Below are 15,619 nucleotides of genomic sequence, written 5' to 3' on the forward strand. Positions count from 1 at the left end.
CGATGAGCGACGCCGACGTCACCGAGATCGCCGCCCAGACCATGATGGTGGCGGCCAAGGTCGCCGCCCCGATCCTGTTGACCGCCCTGCTGGTCGGCTTCCTGATCTCGCTGTTCCAGGCGGCGACCCAGATCCAGGAGGCCACGCTCTCCTTCGTCCCGAAGATGATCGCGGTCGCGATCGCCATGCTGGTCACCGGCAACTGGGTGCTCTCCGAGCTGGTCACCTTCACCCACACGCTCTTCGACCAGCTGCCGGCACTGCTCGACCGGACGTAGCCGGCATGGACCTCTCGGTCCCGGCGGTCACGCTCGCGGCCCTGCTCCTCGGCACCGCGCGGGCCGCCGGCTTCATCCTGCTCGCGCCGCCGTTCAACTCCCGGGTGATCCCCGGCCCGGTCAAGGGCGCCCTCGCCCTCGCCCTGGCGGTGCTGCTGTCCACCCAGATCGCGCCCACGCTGCCCGAGCCGACGGCGGGGTTCCTGCTCGTCACCGCCGTCACCGAGGTCGTCATCGGCGCGGCGCTGGGCTTCGTCGTCCAGGTGCTGTTCACCGCGGTGCAGATGGCCGGCGACGTGCTCGACCTCGCGGGCGGCTTCTCGCTGCAGCCCGGTTACGACCCCATGGCGATGACGCAGAACAGCTCCCTGGGCAAGCTGCACTACCTGCTGGCCACGACCCTGCTGTTCACCAGCGGCGGGCACCTGCTGATGGTCAAGGGGTTCGCCACCTCCTACGAGGGGCTCCCCGTGGGCGGGGACGTGCCCACCGACCAGATCGCGGCGGTGCTGATCACCGCGTTCTCCATGATGTTCCTGGCCGCGCTGCAGATCGCCGGCCCGATGGTCGCCGTGCTCCTGCTCGCCGACGTGGCGCTGGCCCTCCTCAGCCGCGCCGCCCCCGCGCTCAACGTCTTCTCCCTGGGTTTCCCGGTGAAGATCATGCTCACCCTGGCGATGCTGGGGCTGACCTTCCCCCTGCTGCCGCCGGCCCTCGACCAGCTGCTCGAGCACGGCGCCCGCGCCATGACCTCGCTGCGCGGCGGCTGAGGGGGTGGGACATGGCCAAGGACGGACCGGGTGGTGAGAAGACCGAGGCGCCGACTCCCCAGCGCCTCAAGAAGGCGCGCAAGGACGGGCAGATCCCGAGGACCCAGGAGCTGGGGACCTGGCTGGGGGTGGCGGCGGCGAGCTTCCTGCTGCCGATGCTCGTGGGAGACGCGTACGACGCGGTGCGCCAGCTGTTCGTGCACGTCGGGACGGTGGTGAAGAACCCCGAGGTCAGCACGGTGACCGCGCTGCTCGGCACGGCGCTGATCGCCTTCCTGACGACGCTGCTGCCGACCGCGATCGCGCTCATGCTCGTGGGCGTGGCCTCGTCGGCGGCGCAGGGCGGGGTGCACGTGACGAGCAAGCCCCTGCAGCCCAAGCTGAAGAAGTTCAACCCGCTCCCGGGGCTCAAGCGCATGTTCGGCACCCAGGGGCTGTGGGAGATGTCGAAGGCGCTGATCAAGACGGCGGCCCTGGGCACCGTCGTGATCATCACCAGCGAGCGGGCCCAGGTGCTGGTCTCCTCGGCAGGTGCCCTGCCCCTGTCGGCCGTCGCCGCCGCCTTCACCGACTCGGCCGTGCTGATGTTCCGCGTCGTCGCGGTCACCGGCCTCGTCATCGCCGTCGCCGACTACGTCGTCGTGCGGAAGAAGATGATGAAGGAGCTGAAGATGAGCAAGTACGAGATCCAGCAGGAGCACAAGCAGGCCGAGGGCGACCCGTACATGAAGGCCCACCGCCGCGGGGTGCAGATGGCGATGTCGCGCAACCGGATGATGAGCGAGGTCGCCGAGGCCGACGTCCTGCTGGTCAACCCGACCCACGTCGCCGTCGCGCTGAAGTACGACGCCGCCAGGGGCGCACCGCGGGTGGTGGCCAAGGGCGCCGGCGAGGTCGCGGCGAAGCTGCGCGAGAAGGCCGCCGAGGCCCGGGTGCCGATGGTCCAGGACATCCCGCTGGCCCGGGCGCTGCACGCCTCCTGCGAGCTCGGCCAGGAGGTGCCGGCGCAGCTGTTCACCGCCGTCGCGCGGGTGCTCGCCTTCGTCATGCACCTGGGCGCGCGGGGCGTGCGCGGCGGCTTCCACCGTCCGGGCTTCGAGGCGCCCGACGTGACGGACCTGCCCAAGGCCGGTCGCCGCCGTCCCCCCGTCGCCGCCGCCTGAGAGAGGACCCCGGGTGGGCCATGATCAGGTTCCCTGATCGTGGCGCGTCCTCCCTCACGGTGGGCGGTGAGGGAGGACGCGGTACGGCGAGGGAGGACGGCCTCGGTGGCGCGGTACCGGGTGCCCGTCGGCCCGCCGATGAGGGAGGGGTGAGCCAGCGTCCCTCGTGCGAGCCCGGAGCGGGCGAGTGAAAGGCCTGGGCAAGGCCGCCGTCCCGATCGGCGTCGTCGCCATCGTGCTCATGCTGGTGGTGCCGCTGCCCGCGGGGCTGATGGACATGCTGATCGGGCTCAACCTGACCATCTCGCTCCTGGTGCTGCTGGTCGCGATGCAGATCAGGCGGCCGCTGGACTTCGCCATCTTCCCGTCGCTGCTGCTCATCGCGACGCTCTTCCGCCTCGCGCTCAACGTCTCCTCGACGCGGCTCGTGCTCACCGACGGCTACGCCGGCAAGGTGATCGAGGCCTTCGGTCACATCGTCATCGGCGGCTCGCTCATCGTCGGCCTGGTCATCTTCCTGATCCTCACGATCGTGCAGTTCGTGGTCATCACGAACGGTGCGGGGCGCGTGGCCGAGGTCGGCGCCCGCTTCACCCTCGACGCCATGCCCGGCAAGCAGATGGCGATCGACGCCGACCTCAACGCCGGCCTCATCAACGAGGCGCAGGCCCGCAAGCGGCGGCACGAGGTCACCGCCGAGGCCGACTTCTACGGCTCGATGGACGGCGCCTCGAAGTTCGTCAAGGGCGACGCCATCGCGGGCATCGTCGTCACCCTGGTGAACCTCATCGGCGGGTTCGCGATCGGCATGATGCAGCGCGGCATGGCGCCCGCCGAGGCGGTCAGCACCTACTCCCTGCTGACGGTCGGCGACGGGCTCGTCTCGATGATCCCGGCGCTGCTCATGTCCACCGCGACCGGCATCATCGTGACCCGGTCGGCCACCGAGGGCGACATGGGCACCGACCTGATCGCCCAGCTCGGCCGCTTCCGCCAGCCGGTCCGCATCGCCGGCGGCGCCGCCCTCGCCCTCTGCCTCATCCCGGGCCTGCCCAAGCTGCCCTTCCTGCTCGTCGGCGTGGTCTTCCTCGTCATGGCCAGCCGCATGACCGAGCCGGAGGAGGTCGACGAGGAGGCCGAGGCCGCCGCGGCCGCCGCCGAGCTGGAGCCGGCTCCGGACTCGCCCGAGGCGATCGCCGAGAAGATGCGGGTCGACCCGCTCGAGCTGGAGGTCGCCTTCGACCTGGTCGACCTCGTCGACGCCTCCCGCGGCGGCGACCTGCTGGACCGGGTCAAGGCGCTGCGGCGGAAGGTCGCCATGGAGACCGGCCTGGTGATCCCGCTGGTGCGCACCCGGGACAACCTCGACCTGCCGTCCTCGCAGTACGTCATCTGGCTCAACGGCGTCCCGGTCGCCAAGGGCAGCTCCCCCGCCGGCACGGTGCTCGCCATCGGCGACGCCCTGGACGGGCTGCCCGGCAAGCCCACCCGCGAGCCGGTGTTCGGCCTCGCCGCCAAGTGGGTGCCCGCGGAGCTGCAGCGCGCCGCCGAGATGGCCGGGGCCACCGTCGTCGACCGCTCGTCGGTCATCACCACGCACCTGGCCGAGGTCGTCCGGCAGAACGCCGCGGACCTGCTCGGGCGCGAGGACGTGCGCCTGCTCGTGGAGATGGTTCGCCGGTCGCACCCGGTCGTCGTCGAGGAGCTGACCCCCGCGCTGCTCACCCTGGGAGAGGTGCAGCGCGTGTTGCACGCGTTGCTCGCCGAGGGCGTGTCGATCCGGGACCTGGTCCGCATCTTCGAGGCACTCTCTGTGCGTGCCAAGCACTCGACCGAACTCGACGGTCTCGTCGAGGCGGCGCGGTCGGCGCTGGGGTCGGCGATCAGCCAGCCCTACGTCACGCCGGACGAGCGCCTGCACGTGTTCACGCTGGAGCCGGGGTTCGAGCAGCGCCTGCTCGAGTCGGTCCGCCAGACCGAGATGGGCGCCGTCCTGGCCCTCGACGCCGGCGCGGTGGACGCCCTCGTCCACGGCTGCACCGGCATGCTCGAGGACGCCGAGCGGCAGGGCCTGTCCCCCGTCCTCGTCTGCTCGCCTCAGGTCCGCGCGGCCCTCGCGCGGCTGATGCGCCAGATCCTGCCCCGGCTGCCGGTCATCTCCTACTCGGAGGTCTCCCGGACGGCCCAGATCGAGTCGCTGGGAGTGGTGAGCGGTGCCGTTGCGATCCGTTGAGGCCGCCACGCGCGACGACGCGATCGCGGCCGCGCGCGAGCAGTTCGGGCCGCACGCCCGGGTCGTCGGCGTGCGCCGCGTCCGGTCCGGCGGCGTGCTCGGCTTCTTCGCCACCGAGCGCTACGTCGCCGAGGTGGCACCGGACCAGTTCGCCCGCCCGGGCGTCCCCGCGCCGTCGACGGGCCCCGTCCAGGCGACGCCCGCCGCCGCGTACGACTCCCCGCTGGCCGCGGCTGCTCCGGCCCGTGCGCGCAGCACGGCGCCGGCCCGCAACGGCGCGGCCGCCTGGGCCGCCGAGGCCGCCCGCCCGGGCACGGCCGCGCCGACCGCCCCTTCCCGGTCGCCCGCGCCCCGCCCCGCGGAGGACGACGAGCGGATCGACGAGCTGGCCGGCCTGCTGGGGGGCGCCCCGGGAGGCGCTCCCGCCCCGGCCGGGCCTGCCCACGGGCGGCCCACCCCGACCCGCGCCACCTTCCCGAAGGCGACCCGCGAGCCCTCGCCTGCCTCGCGCCCGCAGCACGCCGCGGCTCCGTCCGCTCCGGTGGAGCAGACGCCCGCGGCCCGCGACGAGGCGGCCGTCGCCCCGTCCCCGTTCACGGCGGCGCTGGCCCGCATGGTCTCCGGGGACCGCGACGTGCGCCAGGCCGTCGACCAGGCGCTTGCCCGGCCGACCGAGCCCGCGAAGGCCTCCGCCCCCGTCTCGGCCGCGCCGGCCGGTGCGGCGGCGGCCCGGCCGTCGTTGGCCGCGGCCATCCGTTCAGCAGATCCGTCGATGCGGTCCCAGGCCGTGCAGCAGGAGGAGTCCACGGTGAGAGATCAGGCCACCGCGCCGCCCTCCACGTCGACGACCGGCGCCGAGGAGCTGCCCACCTGGGCGGCCGAGCCGCACCAGCCGGCCGCGACAGGCCCGTCCGCGCGCCAGGAGGAGATCGCGGAGGCGCTCCGCGACGCCCTCGCCCAGGGCCACTCCGACGAGGCGCTCGCCGGGATCCTGCGCAAGATGCTCGCCGGCGACTCCCCTCGCGAGGCGCTGGCCGAGCCGGAGCTCCCCCTCGCGGTGGCCGACGAGCCGGCCCTGCCGGTGCTCGACTCGCCGGTCCTCCCCATCGCAATGGTCGACGAGCCGGGCATCCCGGCCGAGCCGACCGCTCCGGTCGTCGACGTCCCCGTCCTCGATGCGGTGCACCCGAACGAGCCGGTGGTCGCCGACCTGCTCTTCGCGCCGGCCACCACGCTGGCCGCCGCGCCGGAGCCGGTCGTCCCCGCCCCGTCGTTCCCGCTCTTCGACGTCCCCGCTGCTCCCGCGCCGGTCTCCGCCGGCCTCGTCTGGGGCGGCTCCCCCGCCGACATCCCGCTGTGGGGCGAGCCGGTGCCCGCTCCCCCGGTCGCCGACGACGCCCCCGTCTGGGCCGACGTGCTCAGCCCGGCTCCCGCGCCGGTGCAGGAGCCCGTGGCCGAGAAGGCCGTGGCCGAGGAGCCCGTGGCCGAGGAGGCCGTGCTCGAGGAGGCCGTCGCCGACGAGCCCGTGCCCGACGAGGTGCCGGCCCAGGCAACCGCCGTCGAGGAGGCCCCCGTCGAGGAGCCGGGCATCCTGCTGGCCGAGGCCGCTCCGCTGCTGGCCCGCACCGCCAGCGACCCCGCCCCGCTCGCCATGTCGCTGGACGCCACCACCGTCATGCCCCGGATCTCCCTGCTGCCGCCGATGCCGGGCGCGCGGGGCCGCGGGCTGCCGCCCGTGCCGCCGTCTTCGGGCCGCCCGGCGGTCCCGCCGTCGCGGACGGACGCCTCGGGCCCGCGCGACGACGTCGCCCCCGCGGCTCCCGAGGTGGACGCTGCGCCGGCCACCCCCGCCGGCCGCGCCCTCGCAACGGTCACGCGGCTGCCGGTCGGCCCGCTGATGGGCGGGGACGACCACACCGAGATTCCCGAGCTCGGGAACCGCGTCTCCGAGCCGGCCGCCGACGCCCCCGCGCCCCGGACCGGGCGTCCCGGTAGCCCGCAGGAGGTCGTCGCCCGGCTGACCGAGCTGGGCGTGCCCGCGGAGCTGCTCGGCGGGGACATCGCCGACCGGATCGAGGCCGACGGCACCTACGCCGCGCTCACCCACGCGCTCGCCGCCCGGTTGCCCGAGGCGCCCCGGCTGCCCACCGGCGCCGGTGAGGTGCTCTTCGTGGTCGGCCCGGGCGTCGAGACGCTCCGCGCCGCCCGCGCGCTGGCCGCCTCCCTGCGGCTGGATCCCGACCGCGTGCAGTGGGCGACGCGCGGCGACCTGGCCGGCCTCGCGCCCAAGGGCAGCCGCATGACGACCATCGACGCCGCCGTCGACCGCCGGCAGGAGGCCGCCGACGCCGGCACCCTCACCGTCGTCGCCGTCGACGCGCCGCTGCGGAGCGACGTCTACTGGATGTCGCAGATGCTGGCGATCTGGTCGCCGGTCGCGGTGTGGGCCGTCGTGGAGGCGACCCGCAAGCCCGAGGACCTCGAGCTCTGGCTCGACGGCCTCGCCCGCGTCGACGCCCTCGTCGTCCAGGACACCGACCTCAGCGCCGACCCCGCCGCGGTGCTGCAGCGGCTGACCGTGCCCGTGGCCCTCCTCGACGGCGTCCGGGCGACCCCGCACCGCTGGGCCTCGCTGCTCTGCGAACGCCTGGACAGCCCGCAGGCATGAGCCCGTTCCGCTGGGACGTCCTCCTCGTCGGGTTCGTGCTGGCCGTCCCCGTGCTGGCCCTCGGGTTGCGTGGTGACTTCACCACCGAGGAGACGATCGGCCGGCTGCCGTGGTGCCTGCTCGCCGGCTGGGTGGTCGTGGTGCTCGTGCGCGCCGTCGCCGCCCCGCCCAAGCCCGCCCCCAAGGAGCGACGCCGGCCCGCTGCCCGGCCGCAGCCGGTGGACGAGCCGGCCGACGCCAGCTGACCGCTCCGGGGGCCGAAGCCCCCGGAGCGGCCGCCGCGGTCAGAGCGGCAGGTCCTCCAGCATCTCGGTCACCAGCGCGGCGATCGGCGAGCGCTCGGAGCGGGTGAGCGTCACGTGCGCGAACAGCACGTGGCCCTTGAGCTTCTCGATCACCGCCGTGACGCCGTCGTGCCGGCCGACGCGCAGGTTGTCGCGCTGGGCGACGTCATGGGTGAGCACCACCCGCGAGTTGCTGCCCAGCCGGGAGAGCACGGTCAGGAGCACGCCCCGCTCCAGCGACTGCGCCTCGTCGACGATCACGAAGGAGTCGTGCAGCGAGCGCCCGCGGATGTGGGTCAGCGGCAGCACCTCGATGAGGTCGCGCGCGGCGATCTCCTCGAGCACCTCCTTCGACACCAGCGCGCCGAGGGTGTCGTAGACCGCCTGCGCCCAGGGCGACATCTTCTCGCCCTCGCTGCCCGGCAGGTACCCGAGCTCCTGCCCGCCCACGGCGTACAGCGGCCGGAAGATGACCACCTTCTTGTGCGCCCGCCGCTCCATCACCGACTCCAGCCCCGCGCACAGCGCCAGCGCCGACTTGCCGGTGCCCGCGCGCCCGCCGAGGGAGACGATGCCGATCTCCGGGTCCAGCAGCAGGTCCAGCGCGACCCGCTGCTCGGCCGAGCGGCCGTGCAGGCCGAAGGCCTCCCGGTCGCCACGCACCAGGCGCACCCTCTTGTCGGGCAGCACCCGGCCCAGCGCCGACCCGCGGGAGGACAGCAGCACCATGCCGGTGTGGGTCGGGAGCTCGGCCGCCGCCGGCAGGAACGCCTCGCCGGTCTCGTAGAGCTCGTCGAGGTCGGCGTCGTCGAGGCTGAGCTCGGTCATGCCGGTCCAGCCGGCGTCCACGGCGTCGAGCACGCGGTACTCGTCGGTCTCCAGCCCGACCGCCGCGGCCTTGACCCGCAGCGGGACGTCCTTGGTGACCAGGCAGACGTCCCGGCCCTCGGCCCGCAGGTTCAGCGCGACGACCATGATGCGGCTGTCGTTGCTGTCGTTGCGGAAGCCGGCCGGGAGGGCGGACGGGTCGCTGTGGTTCAGCTCGACGTGCAGCGTGCCGCCCTGCTCCCCCACGGGAACGGGAGCGTCGAGCCGGCCGTGGGTGACCCGGAGGTCGTCCAGGATGCGCAGCGTCTGGCGGGCGAACCAGCCCAGCTCCGGGTGGTTGCGCTTGTCCTCGAGCTCCCCGATGACGACGAGCGGCAGCACCACGTCGGCGTCCCCGAAACGCAGCAGCGCAGCGGGGTCGGAGAGCAGGACCGAGGTGTCGAGGACGAACGTGCGGCGAGTGTTCACGAGTCGGCTCCCGTGGGGCGCCACCTGCGGTGGCAGGCGCACCCCGGCTCGAAGGTGACCGGGCCCCGGCGCAGAGGCCGGGTACCGGCCCCTCTGGACGACGAACGCTCTCGCGCCAACCGGGCCTCCCGTGGACGGCGAGGGCAGCTCGCCTTCCACTGCGGACGCTAGGCCCGGCCAGTGACATCCGCGTGACGTACACCCCACGAGGAGGGGGCGATGTCACCCGGAAGTACCACCGGCACCAGCCGTCCCGCGCGCACGTTCAGCTGGACTCGCGGCGGAACCGGCGCACCCCGAACACCCAGCCGAGGACCGCCAGCACCAGGGTGAGCACGACGCCCCACCAGGCGGTCGCCGTGCCGTAGCCGCCGACGAAGAACTCCCGGGCGGCCTCGACGATGTGCTTGAACGGGTTGACGTCGCTGAGGGTCTGCAGCCAGCCCGGGGCCAGCGACATCGGCAGCAGGATGCCCGAGAGCAGCACGACCGGGAACACCACCGCGTTCAGGAGCGGCGCGAACGCGTCCTCGCTCTTGAGGGTCAGCGCCAGGGCGTAGGACACCGCGGCGAGCGCGGCGCCGAGCAGCGCCACCACCACGAGGGTCAGGGCGACGCCGGCCACCGGTGCCCGCAGCCCGAGCGGGATCGCGACCAGCACGAGCAGCACCCCCTGCGTGAGCAGGACGACGACGTCGCGCAGCACCCGCCCCAGCAGCAGCGCCGTGCGGCTGGCCGGGGTGACCCGCTGGCTCTCGATGACCCCGGCCCGCCACTCCGCGATCAGCCCGAAGCCGACGAACAGCGCCCCGAACATGCCCAGCTGCACCAGGATGCCGGGCACGAAGATCTGGTAGGCGTCCCCCGGGCCGAGCTGCTCGGCCAGCGGCTCCAGCAGCGGCCCGAACAGCACGATGTAGAGGATCGGCTGCATCAGGCTGATCACCAGCCAGGTCGGGTTGCGCAGCGACATGCGCATGGCGCGGACGAAGACGGTGCCGGTGTCGCGCAGCAGGGTCCTCATCGCGCCGCCGCCGGGACCTCGGCCGGTGCGCCGCCGGACTCGCGCAGGGACCGGCCGGTCAGGCCGAGGAAGACGTCGTCCAGGCTGGGCCGGCGGCTCTCGATCCCGCTGACGACGACGTCGGCGGCGTCCAGCGCGCGCACCAGCTCGACCAGCGCGCGGCCCCCGTTGGGCACCCGGCCCACGACCCGGTCGGGCAGCAGCTGCGGCGGCTCGGCGCCGGGGAGCGCGCCCACCAGGTGGGCCACCTGGGCCAGCTGGTCCGGGCGCTCCGCCGTCACGGTGAGCACGTCGCCGCCGACCTGGGACTTCAGCTGGTCAGGGGTGCCCTCGGCGACGATCGCGCCGTGGTCGATGACCAGGATCCGGTCGCACAGCGCGTCGGCCTCGTCGAGGTAGTGGGTGGTGAGGAAAACGGTCGTCCCGCGGTCCTCGCGCAGGCTCCGGATGTGCTCCCACAGGTTCGCCCGCGCCTGCGGGTCCAGCCCCGTCGTCGGCTCGTCGAGGAAGACCAGCTCCGGTACGTGGACGAGCCCCACCGCGATGTCGAGGCGGCGGCGCTGGCCCCCCGACATCGACTTGGGCTGCCGCTCCCACAGGCCGTCGAGGTCGAGCTCGGCGAAGAGCCGGCGCCCGCGCTCGGTGGCCTCGGCGGTGCTCATGCCGTAGAGCCGGGCGTGGTCGACCACCTCCTCGCCCGCTCGCGCCTCCGGGGCGGTGGCGCCGCTCTGCGAGACGTACCCGATGCGGCGGCGCACCCCGACGGGGTCGGTGCGCAGGTCGCAGCCGGCCACCGTAGCCGTCCCGGCCGTGGGCTCGAGCAGCGTGGTGAGCATGCGCAGCGTCGTCGTCTTGCCGGCGCCGTTGGGACCGAGGAAGCCGACGATCTCACCGGGGGCGACGTCGAGGTCGACACCGACGACGGCGTGGACCTCCTGCTTCCGCTTGCGGAAGGTGCGGGCGAGACCGCGGGCGTGGATCACGCGCGACAGCATCCACCGGTCCACCGACGGCTTCCACCGGTTTCACCGAGGGCGTCAGCGCCGGCCGGTCACCACCGGTGGTCGGTGCCCTCGGGCCGCCGGCGCAGGGCCGGGCGCTCGACGGTGTCGGTCCGCTCCCCCAGCGGCGGCCGGTGCCGCGGACCCTGCCGGCGCCGCCGCTCGTGCGCCCAGCCGTCGTCCTCGGGCCACCCGTCCTGCCCGGACCAGCGGTCGTCCGCCCACCTGTCGTCCTCGGGCCAGCGGTCGTCGGCCCGCTCCTCCTCCGGCCACTCGGCCGCCGCCCGCCGCCCGGCCCGCCCGCCGCGGCGGGGCCGCAGCGCCACCAGCGCCCAGAGGACCGGGACGACCAGCACCGGCCACTGCACCGCGGGGTCGCCGAACCGCACCATGCCCAGCACCAGGAGCAGGGCGAGCCAGCCCGCGGTCCACAGCCCGAGGAACCGGGCCTGCGACGGCGAGCGGGCGGCCACGGGTCAGGCGGCCGGGATCTCGGCGGCGATCCGCTGCGGGGTCAGCGGCTCGTCGAGCAGGCGGACGAAGCGGTCGGCGACCGGCTGCCCGGCCGGGCGGGCGTCGAGCCAGCGCGTGAGGAGGTCGAAGCCCTCGACGTAGGTGGAGATGTAGGCCCGCCACAGCGGATCGGTGAGGAAGCGGATCTGCTGCCGGGCGCGTTCCGGGCTCACCAGCGCCCAGCGCTGCAGGTAGGCCGCCACCTCGTCGGCGTCGGCGCCCCGGTCGTGCAGGAGCACCGCGGCGTCCTGCCGGACCCGGTTGAGCGGCCCGGCCGCGACGGCGATCCGCTCGGCCAGCGCACCGTCGAACCGCAGGCCGAGGTCCCCGAGGATCTCCTCCGACCACACCCCCCAGCCCTCGCCGATCGCCGCCGGGACGCCGAGGTCGGCCAGCCCCTCGGCCATGAGGCACTCGGGGGTGTTGACCAGGAACACGGTGTGCTCGGTGTGACCGGACCGCTCGACGAGCCCCTGCTCCTTGCGGCAGTGCTCCGTGTGGTGCCCTGGGTAGGACTCGTGGGCGACCAGGTGGGCGAGCTGCGAGAGCCGGTGCGGCAGGTCGGCGTTGATGGCGACCCGGGAGCGGTAGCCGCCCTCGTAGTAGTTGAAGCCCGACCACGGCTTGTCGGTGACCACCTCGTACCGGACGGTCTCGACCTCGGGGAGCCCGTACTGCCCGCGCACCCGGTCGCGGAGGGCGCTCGACAGCGCCTGCACCGCGCGCTCGAGCCGGTCCGGCGGGCACTCCTCGCGGCGGCGGTGGGCGGCGTACCGATCGGCCAGGGTGCCGTCGCCGGGCAGCAGCCGGTCCAGCTCCGCGTGGGCGGCGGCGTAGGTGGCCTCGTCACCCAGCTCGACGTCGACCTGGAAGTAGGCGCGCACCTCCTCGACGAAGCCCACCGGCTCGCCGCTCATCTTCCGCGCGCTGCACTCCAGGCCGGTCAGCTGGCCGCGCAGGAAGGCGGCGCGCTCGTCGGGGAGGCCGGCCGCGTCGAGCTCGCCCAGCAGCTCCCGGGCGCGGTCACGCAGCTGCCGCGGGGTCGGCGCCGGCTCGTCCTGGACCTGCGCCCGGATGCGCGGGTCACCGGTGTAGGCGTCGACGAAGCCGGCCTCCAGGCGGTCGAAGCGCAGCCCGAGCCGCACGTACTCCAGGGCGACGTCGAGGGCTCCCGCGGTCATGGCGGCCAGTCTCGCAGCCGCCGTCACCCGCCGAAGCGGCGGTGCCGGGCCGAGTAGTCGCGCAGCGCGCGCAGGAAGTCCACCCGGCGGAAGTCCGGCCAGTAGACGTCGGTGAAGTGGAACTCGGCGTTCGCCGTCTGCCACAGCAGGAACCCCGACATGCGCTGCTCACCGCTGGTGCGGATCACCAGGTCGGGGTCGGGCTGGCCGCGCGTGTAGAGGTGCTCGGCGATGTGCTCGACGTCCAGCACCTCGACCAGCTCCTCCAGCGAGGTGCCGCGAGCGGCGTGCTCGCTCAGCAGCGAGCGGACGGCGTCGGCGATCTCCCGCCGCCCGCCGTAGCCGACGGCCAGGTTGACCGTCGCCCCCGGGCGGTGGCAGGTGTCGCTTTCGGCCTGCTCGAGGACGGCGACGGTGCGCGCCGGCAGCACCTCGCGCGCGCCCATGCTGCGGATGCGCCAACGCCGGCCCGGCCGCGACAGGTCCACGGCGACGTCCTCGATGATCGCCAGGAGCGCGTCGAGCTCGGACGCGGGCCGGCGCAGGTTGTCGGTGGAGAGCATGAACAGGGTGACCACCTGGACGCCGGCGTCGTCGCACCAGCCGAGCAGGTCGGCGATCTTGTCGGCGCCCCGGCGGTGCCCGTGCGCGACGTCCTCGAGCCCGATGGCCCGGGCCCACCGCCGGTTGCCGTCCATGATCACGCCCACGTGGCGCGGCACGTCCGCGCCGACCAGCGCCCGCGCCAACCGCCGCTCGTACACCTGGATGAGCGCCTCACGGACCCGCCGGCGCACCCCCACGACGGTCACCCTAGTTAACGGAGCGCGTCCTGCTCGCCACGCGCAGGCCGCGGCGAGCCTCGGGCCGGGGACGTGCACGTCACAGCCGCAGCGGATGCCGCCACCGCCGCGCGTCCGTAGCCTCGGAGCATGACTGTCCCTCCCTCCGATCGACGAGCAGTACGGGTGGAGGCCGACGGTGCGGAGCTCGAGGCCCCCGCCGGGCAGGCGGTCGCGACCGTCGTCGCCGAGGGCGAACAGGTCCAGCAGACCTGGGACGCCAGCCACTTCGCCGACGCCGACTGGGAGCACCCCGACACCCGTCCCCGCGCACGCGGCTGGATCCACCTGTTCTCGTTCTTCGGTGCCATCGTGGCCGGCGCGGTGCTCGTCCCGCTGGCCTCCGCCCAGGGCGCCCGCGCGGGGTGGTCGGTGGCGGTCTACTGCCTGACCATCTGCGGGCTGTTCGGCATCAGCGCGCTCTACCACCGCCGGCGCTGGTCACCGCGCGGCTGGAAGATCATGAAGCGGCTCGACCACTCGATGATCTTCCTCTTCATCGCCGGTACCTACACGCCGTTCGCGCTGCTGGCCGTCGACCAGCCCACCGGCTTCTGGGTGCTCGGCCTCGTGTGGGCCGGGGCGCTGGCCGGTGTCACGCTCAAGATGACCTGGCCGACGGCGCCGCGCTGGGTGGGCGTGCCGCTCTACATCGGCCTGGGCTGGGTCGCGGTGTTCGTGCTCACCGACATCCTGCACATCGCCGGGGTCGCCTCGATGGTGCTGCTCGCCGTCGGCGGCGTGCTCTACACCCTGGGTGGCATCGCCTACGGCATCAAGAAGCCCAACCCGTGGCCGGAGACGTTCGGCTACCACGAGGTCTTCCACGCGATGACCGTCGTCGCGGCGCTCTGCCACTACATCGCGGTGTACTTCGCGGTGTTCAACTCACCTTTTGTCTGACTCCGTCGGACGACCGCGTCCACTGTCCGTCCCGGCCATGACATCGCGGTCCTCCGGACCGCACCGCGACCACGTGCCGTTCCCCCGTCGCACCGAGCGCGTCCCGTCGCCACTCGGGGGAGCCTCCGGCCCCCTGCTCCTGACGACCGACAAGCCGCACCCGCCCTCGGGGGCCCTCCGGGCCCCGCTCGGCCGGGCGATCAGGAGAAGGGCTTGCGGTCGTCCAGGCGGACGGAGAGCTTTCCTGCCGTTCGCCAGAGCCGGGCGACGAGGTCGCGGTCCTCGTCGGTGACCAGGTTGCCCATGACCCGCAGCGCCACCGTCATCAGCGGCCGCGAACGCATGCCGACCGGGCCCGCCAGGGGCAGGAACCGCGGCACGGTGAGCAGCCCCGCCAGGCGCCGCGCGATGGAGAACGCCTCCCCGTACTGCCGACGCAGGGACGCCGGCCACGCCGACGCCCAGTCGTCCTCGTCCAGCAGCCCCGCCAGCGTCCGGCCGGTCTCCAGCCCGTAGTCGATCCCCTCGCCGTTGAGCGGGTTCACGCAGCCGGCCGCATCCCCCACGAGCGCCCAGTTCCGCCCGGCCACACCCGACACGGCACCACCCATGGGCAGCAGCGCTGAGGTCACCTCCCGGACCGGCCCGTCCAGCTGCCACTCCGCGCGCCGCGACTCGGCGTAGAACTCCAGCAGCGCCTTGAGCTGCACCCCCGCGGGGCGGCGGGCGGTCGCGAGCGTGCCCACGCCCAGGTTGACCTCGCCCGCCTCCCGGCCCAGGGGGAAGACCCACCCGTAGCCCGACAGCAGCTCCCCCTCGGTGCCGCGCAGCTCCAGGTGGGAGCTGATCCACTCGTCGTCGCTGCGACCGGAGCGCACGTAGCTGCGCGCCGCCACCCCGTACGCGGTGTCGCGGTGCCACTCCCGGCCCAGCATGCGGCCCAGCGGCGAGCGGACGCCGTCGGCCACGACCAGCCGCCGGCAGCCGATCGTCCGCGTCGCGCCGTCGGCGCCCTCGAGCACCACCGCGCGCACCCGGTCGCCGTCGCGCTCGACGTCCACGGCCCGGGCGTCGTCCACCGGGAGGGCCCCGGCGTCGACCGCGACCTGGCGGATGCGCGCGTCCAGCTCGGTGCGGGGCACGGCGCTGCCGTGGTCGGGGAACGCGCCCCCGGGCCAGGGCAGCTCCCACTCCCGGCCGAAACCGGCGGCCCGCAGACCGCGGTTGCGCGCCTTCGACCGCGCCCAGACCCCCAGGCCCAGGTGGTCCAGCTCGGCGATCGCCCGCGGGGTCAGCCCGTCACCGCAGGTCTTGTCCCGCGGGAAGACGGCGGCGTCCGCGAGGACGACGTCACGACCGGCCCGCGCCGCCCAGGCGGCGGCCGCGGAGCCGGCCGGGCCCGCTCCCACCACGAGGACGTCGGTGGCTGCGGGCAGGGCGTCGACGGGCACGGGGCCCAGTGT

At 74.4% G+C, this 15,619-nt stretch carries 14 protein-coding genes; 7 read left to right on the forward strand and 7 right to left on the reverse strand.

Annotated features, from left to right (window positions below):
* The first annotated feature begins 2 nt into the window (after positions 1-2).
* The 6 genes from fliQ (at position 3) to ACI792_RS01120 (ending at position 7,357) form a co-directional block, all read left to right on the forward strand.
* Positions 3-278 carry a flagellar biosynthesis protein FliQ gene (gene fliQ, locus ACI792_RS01095; RefSeq protein WP_456579337.1) on the forward strand — a complete coding sequence of 92 codons (276 nt, stop codon included), beginning with the start codon at positions 3-5 and terminating at the stop codon, positions 276-278.
* A gap of 5 nt (positions 279-283) precedes the next feature.
* Positions 284-1,048 carry a flagellar biosynthetic protein FliR gene (gene fliR / locus ACI792_RS01100; RefSeq protein WP_456579338.1) on the forward strand — a complete coding sequence of 255 codons (765 nt, stop codon included), beginning with the start codon at positions 284-286 and terminating at the stop codon, positions 1,046-1,048.
* 11 nt (positions 1,049-1,059) lie between these two features.
* Positions 1,060-2,211 carry an EscU/YscU/HrcU family type III secretion system export apparatus switch protein gene (locus ACI792_RS01105; RefSeq protein WP_456600945.1) on the forward strand — a complete coding sequence of 384 codons (1,152 nt, stop codon included), beginning with the start codon at positions 1,060-1,062 and terminating at the stop codon, positions 2,209-2,211.
* A gap of 187 nt (positions 2,212-2,398) precedes the next feature.
* On the forward strand, positions 2,399-4,444 hold the full coding sequence (gene flhA / locus ACI792_RS01110) for a flagellar biosynthesis protein FlhA (RefSeq protein WP_456600946.1): 2,046 nt from the start codon (positions 2,399-2,401) through the stop codon (positions 4,442-4,444).
* Complete coding sequence (locus ACI792_RS01115) at positions 4,431-7,112, forward strand: hypothetical protein (protein WP_456600947.1); 2,682 nt, start codon at positions 4,431-4,433, stop codon at positions 7,110-7,112. Before flhA ends, ACI792_RS01115 begins: the two co-directional genes overlap by 14 nt.
* Positions 7,109-7,357 (forward strand): hypothetical protein, encoded by a 249-nt coding sequence (locus ACI792_RS01120; RefSeq protein ID WP_456600948.1) that lies wholly within the window; start codon positions 7,109-7,111, stop codon positions 7,355-7,357. The genes ACI792_RS01115 and ACI792_RS01120 overlap by 4 nt, the downstream gene beginning before the upstream one ends.
* A gap of 39 nt (positions 7,358-7,396) precedes the next feature.
* Here ACI792_RS01120 and ACI792_RS01125 read toward each other — a convergent pair whose 3' ends face one another.
* The 6 genes from ACI792_RS01125 to ACI792_RS01150 all read right to left on the reverse strand — a co-directional run bounded on the left by ACI792_RS01125 (position 7,397) and on the right by ACI792_RS01150 (position 13,223).
* A complete protein-coding gene (locus ACI792_RS01125; protein WP_456600949.1) occupies positions 7,397-8,692 on the reverse strand; it encodes a PhoH family protein in 1,296 nt (431 codons plus the stop codon).
* A gap of 265 nt (positions 8,693-8,957) precedes the next feature.
* Positions 8,958-9,716: an ABC transporter permease gene (locus ACI792_RS01130; protein WP_456600950.1), complete on the reverse strand. Its 759-nt coding sequence runs from the start codon at positions 9,714-9,716 to the stop codon at positions 8,958-8,960.
* On the reverse strand, positions 9,713-10,699 hold the full coding sequence (locus tag ACI792_RS01135) for an ATP-binding cassette domain-containing protein (protein WP_456600951.1): 987 nt from the start codon (positions 10,697-10,699) through the stop codon (positions 9,713-9,715). Before ACI792_RS01135 ends, ACI792_RS01130 begins: the two co-directional genes overlap by 4 nt.
* 68 nt (positions 10,700-10,767) lie before the next feature.
* Positions 10,768-11,190, reverse strand: coding sequence for a hypothetical protein (locus ACI792_RS01140; protein WP_456600952.1), 423 nt, complete (start codon positions 11,188-11,190; stop codon positions 10,768-10,770).
* Between the two features lie 3 nt (positions 11,191-11,193).
* Complete coding sequence (locus tag ACI792_RS01145) at positions 11,194-12,411, reverse strand: DUF885 domain-containing protein (protein WP_456600953.1); 1,218 nt, start codon at positions 12,409-12,411, stop codon at positions 11,194-11,196.
* A gap of 23 nt (positions 12,412-12,434) precedes the next feature.
* A complete protein-coding gene (locus ACI792_RS01150) occupies positions 12,435-13,223 on the reverse strand; it encodes an isoprenyl transferase (RefSeq protein WP_456600954.1) in 789 nt (262 codons plus the stop codon).
* A 120-nt stretch (positions 13,224-13,343) separates the two neighbouring features.
* On the opposite strand from ACI792_RS01150, the gene trhA reads away from it, so the two are divergent.
* Entirely contained in the window at positions 13,344-14,156 is an 813-nt protein-coding gene (gene trhA, locus ACI792_RS01155) for a PAQR family membrane homeostasis protein TrhA (protein ID WP_456600955.1), read from the forward strand.
* 200 nt (positions 14,157-14,356) lie between these two features.
* On the opposite strand, the gene ACI792_RS01160 is transcribed toward trhA, so the two are convergent.
* Entirely contained in the window at positions 14,357-15,607 is a 1,251-nt protein-coding gene (locus ACI792_RS01160; RefSeq protein ID WP_456600956.1) for a geranylgeranyl reductase family protein, read from the reverse strand.
* Positions 15,608-15,619: the final 12 nt, after the last annotated feature.

The sequence above is a fragment of the Blastococcus sp. SYSU DS0669 genome (assembly GCF_054050895.1).

Bases quoted from the DNA above. Each gene is read 5' to 3' on its own strand.
- fliQ (WP_456579337.1), top strand. From the start codon at position 3: ATGAGCGACGCCGACGTCACCGAGATCGCCGCCCAGACCATGATGGTG.
- fliR (WP_456579338.1), top strand. From the start codon at position 284: ATGGACCTCTCGGTCCCGGCGGTCACGCTCGCGGCCCTGCTCCTCGGC.
- ACI792_RS01105 (WP_456600945.1), top strand. From the start codon at position 1,060: ATGGCCAAGGACGGACCGGGTGGTGAGAAGACCGAGGCGCCGACTCCC.
- ACI792_RS01120 (WP_456600948.1), top strand. From the start codon at position 7,109: ATGAGCCCGTTCCGCTGGGACGTCCTCCTCGTCGGGTTCGTGCTGGCC.
- ACI792_RS01130 (WP_456600950.1), bottom strand. From the start codon at position 9,716: ATGAGGACCCTGCTGCGCGACACCGGCACCGTCTTCGTCCGCGCCATG.
- ACI792_RS01145 (WP_456600953.1), bottom strand. From the start codon at position 12,411: ATGACCGCGGGAGCCCTCGACGTCGCCCTGGAGTACGTGCGGCTCGGG.
- trhA (WP_456600955.1), top strand. From the start codon at position 13,344: ATGACTGTCCCTCCCTCCGATCGACGAGCAGTACGGGTGGAGGCCGAC.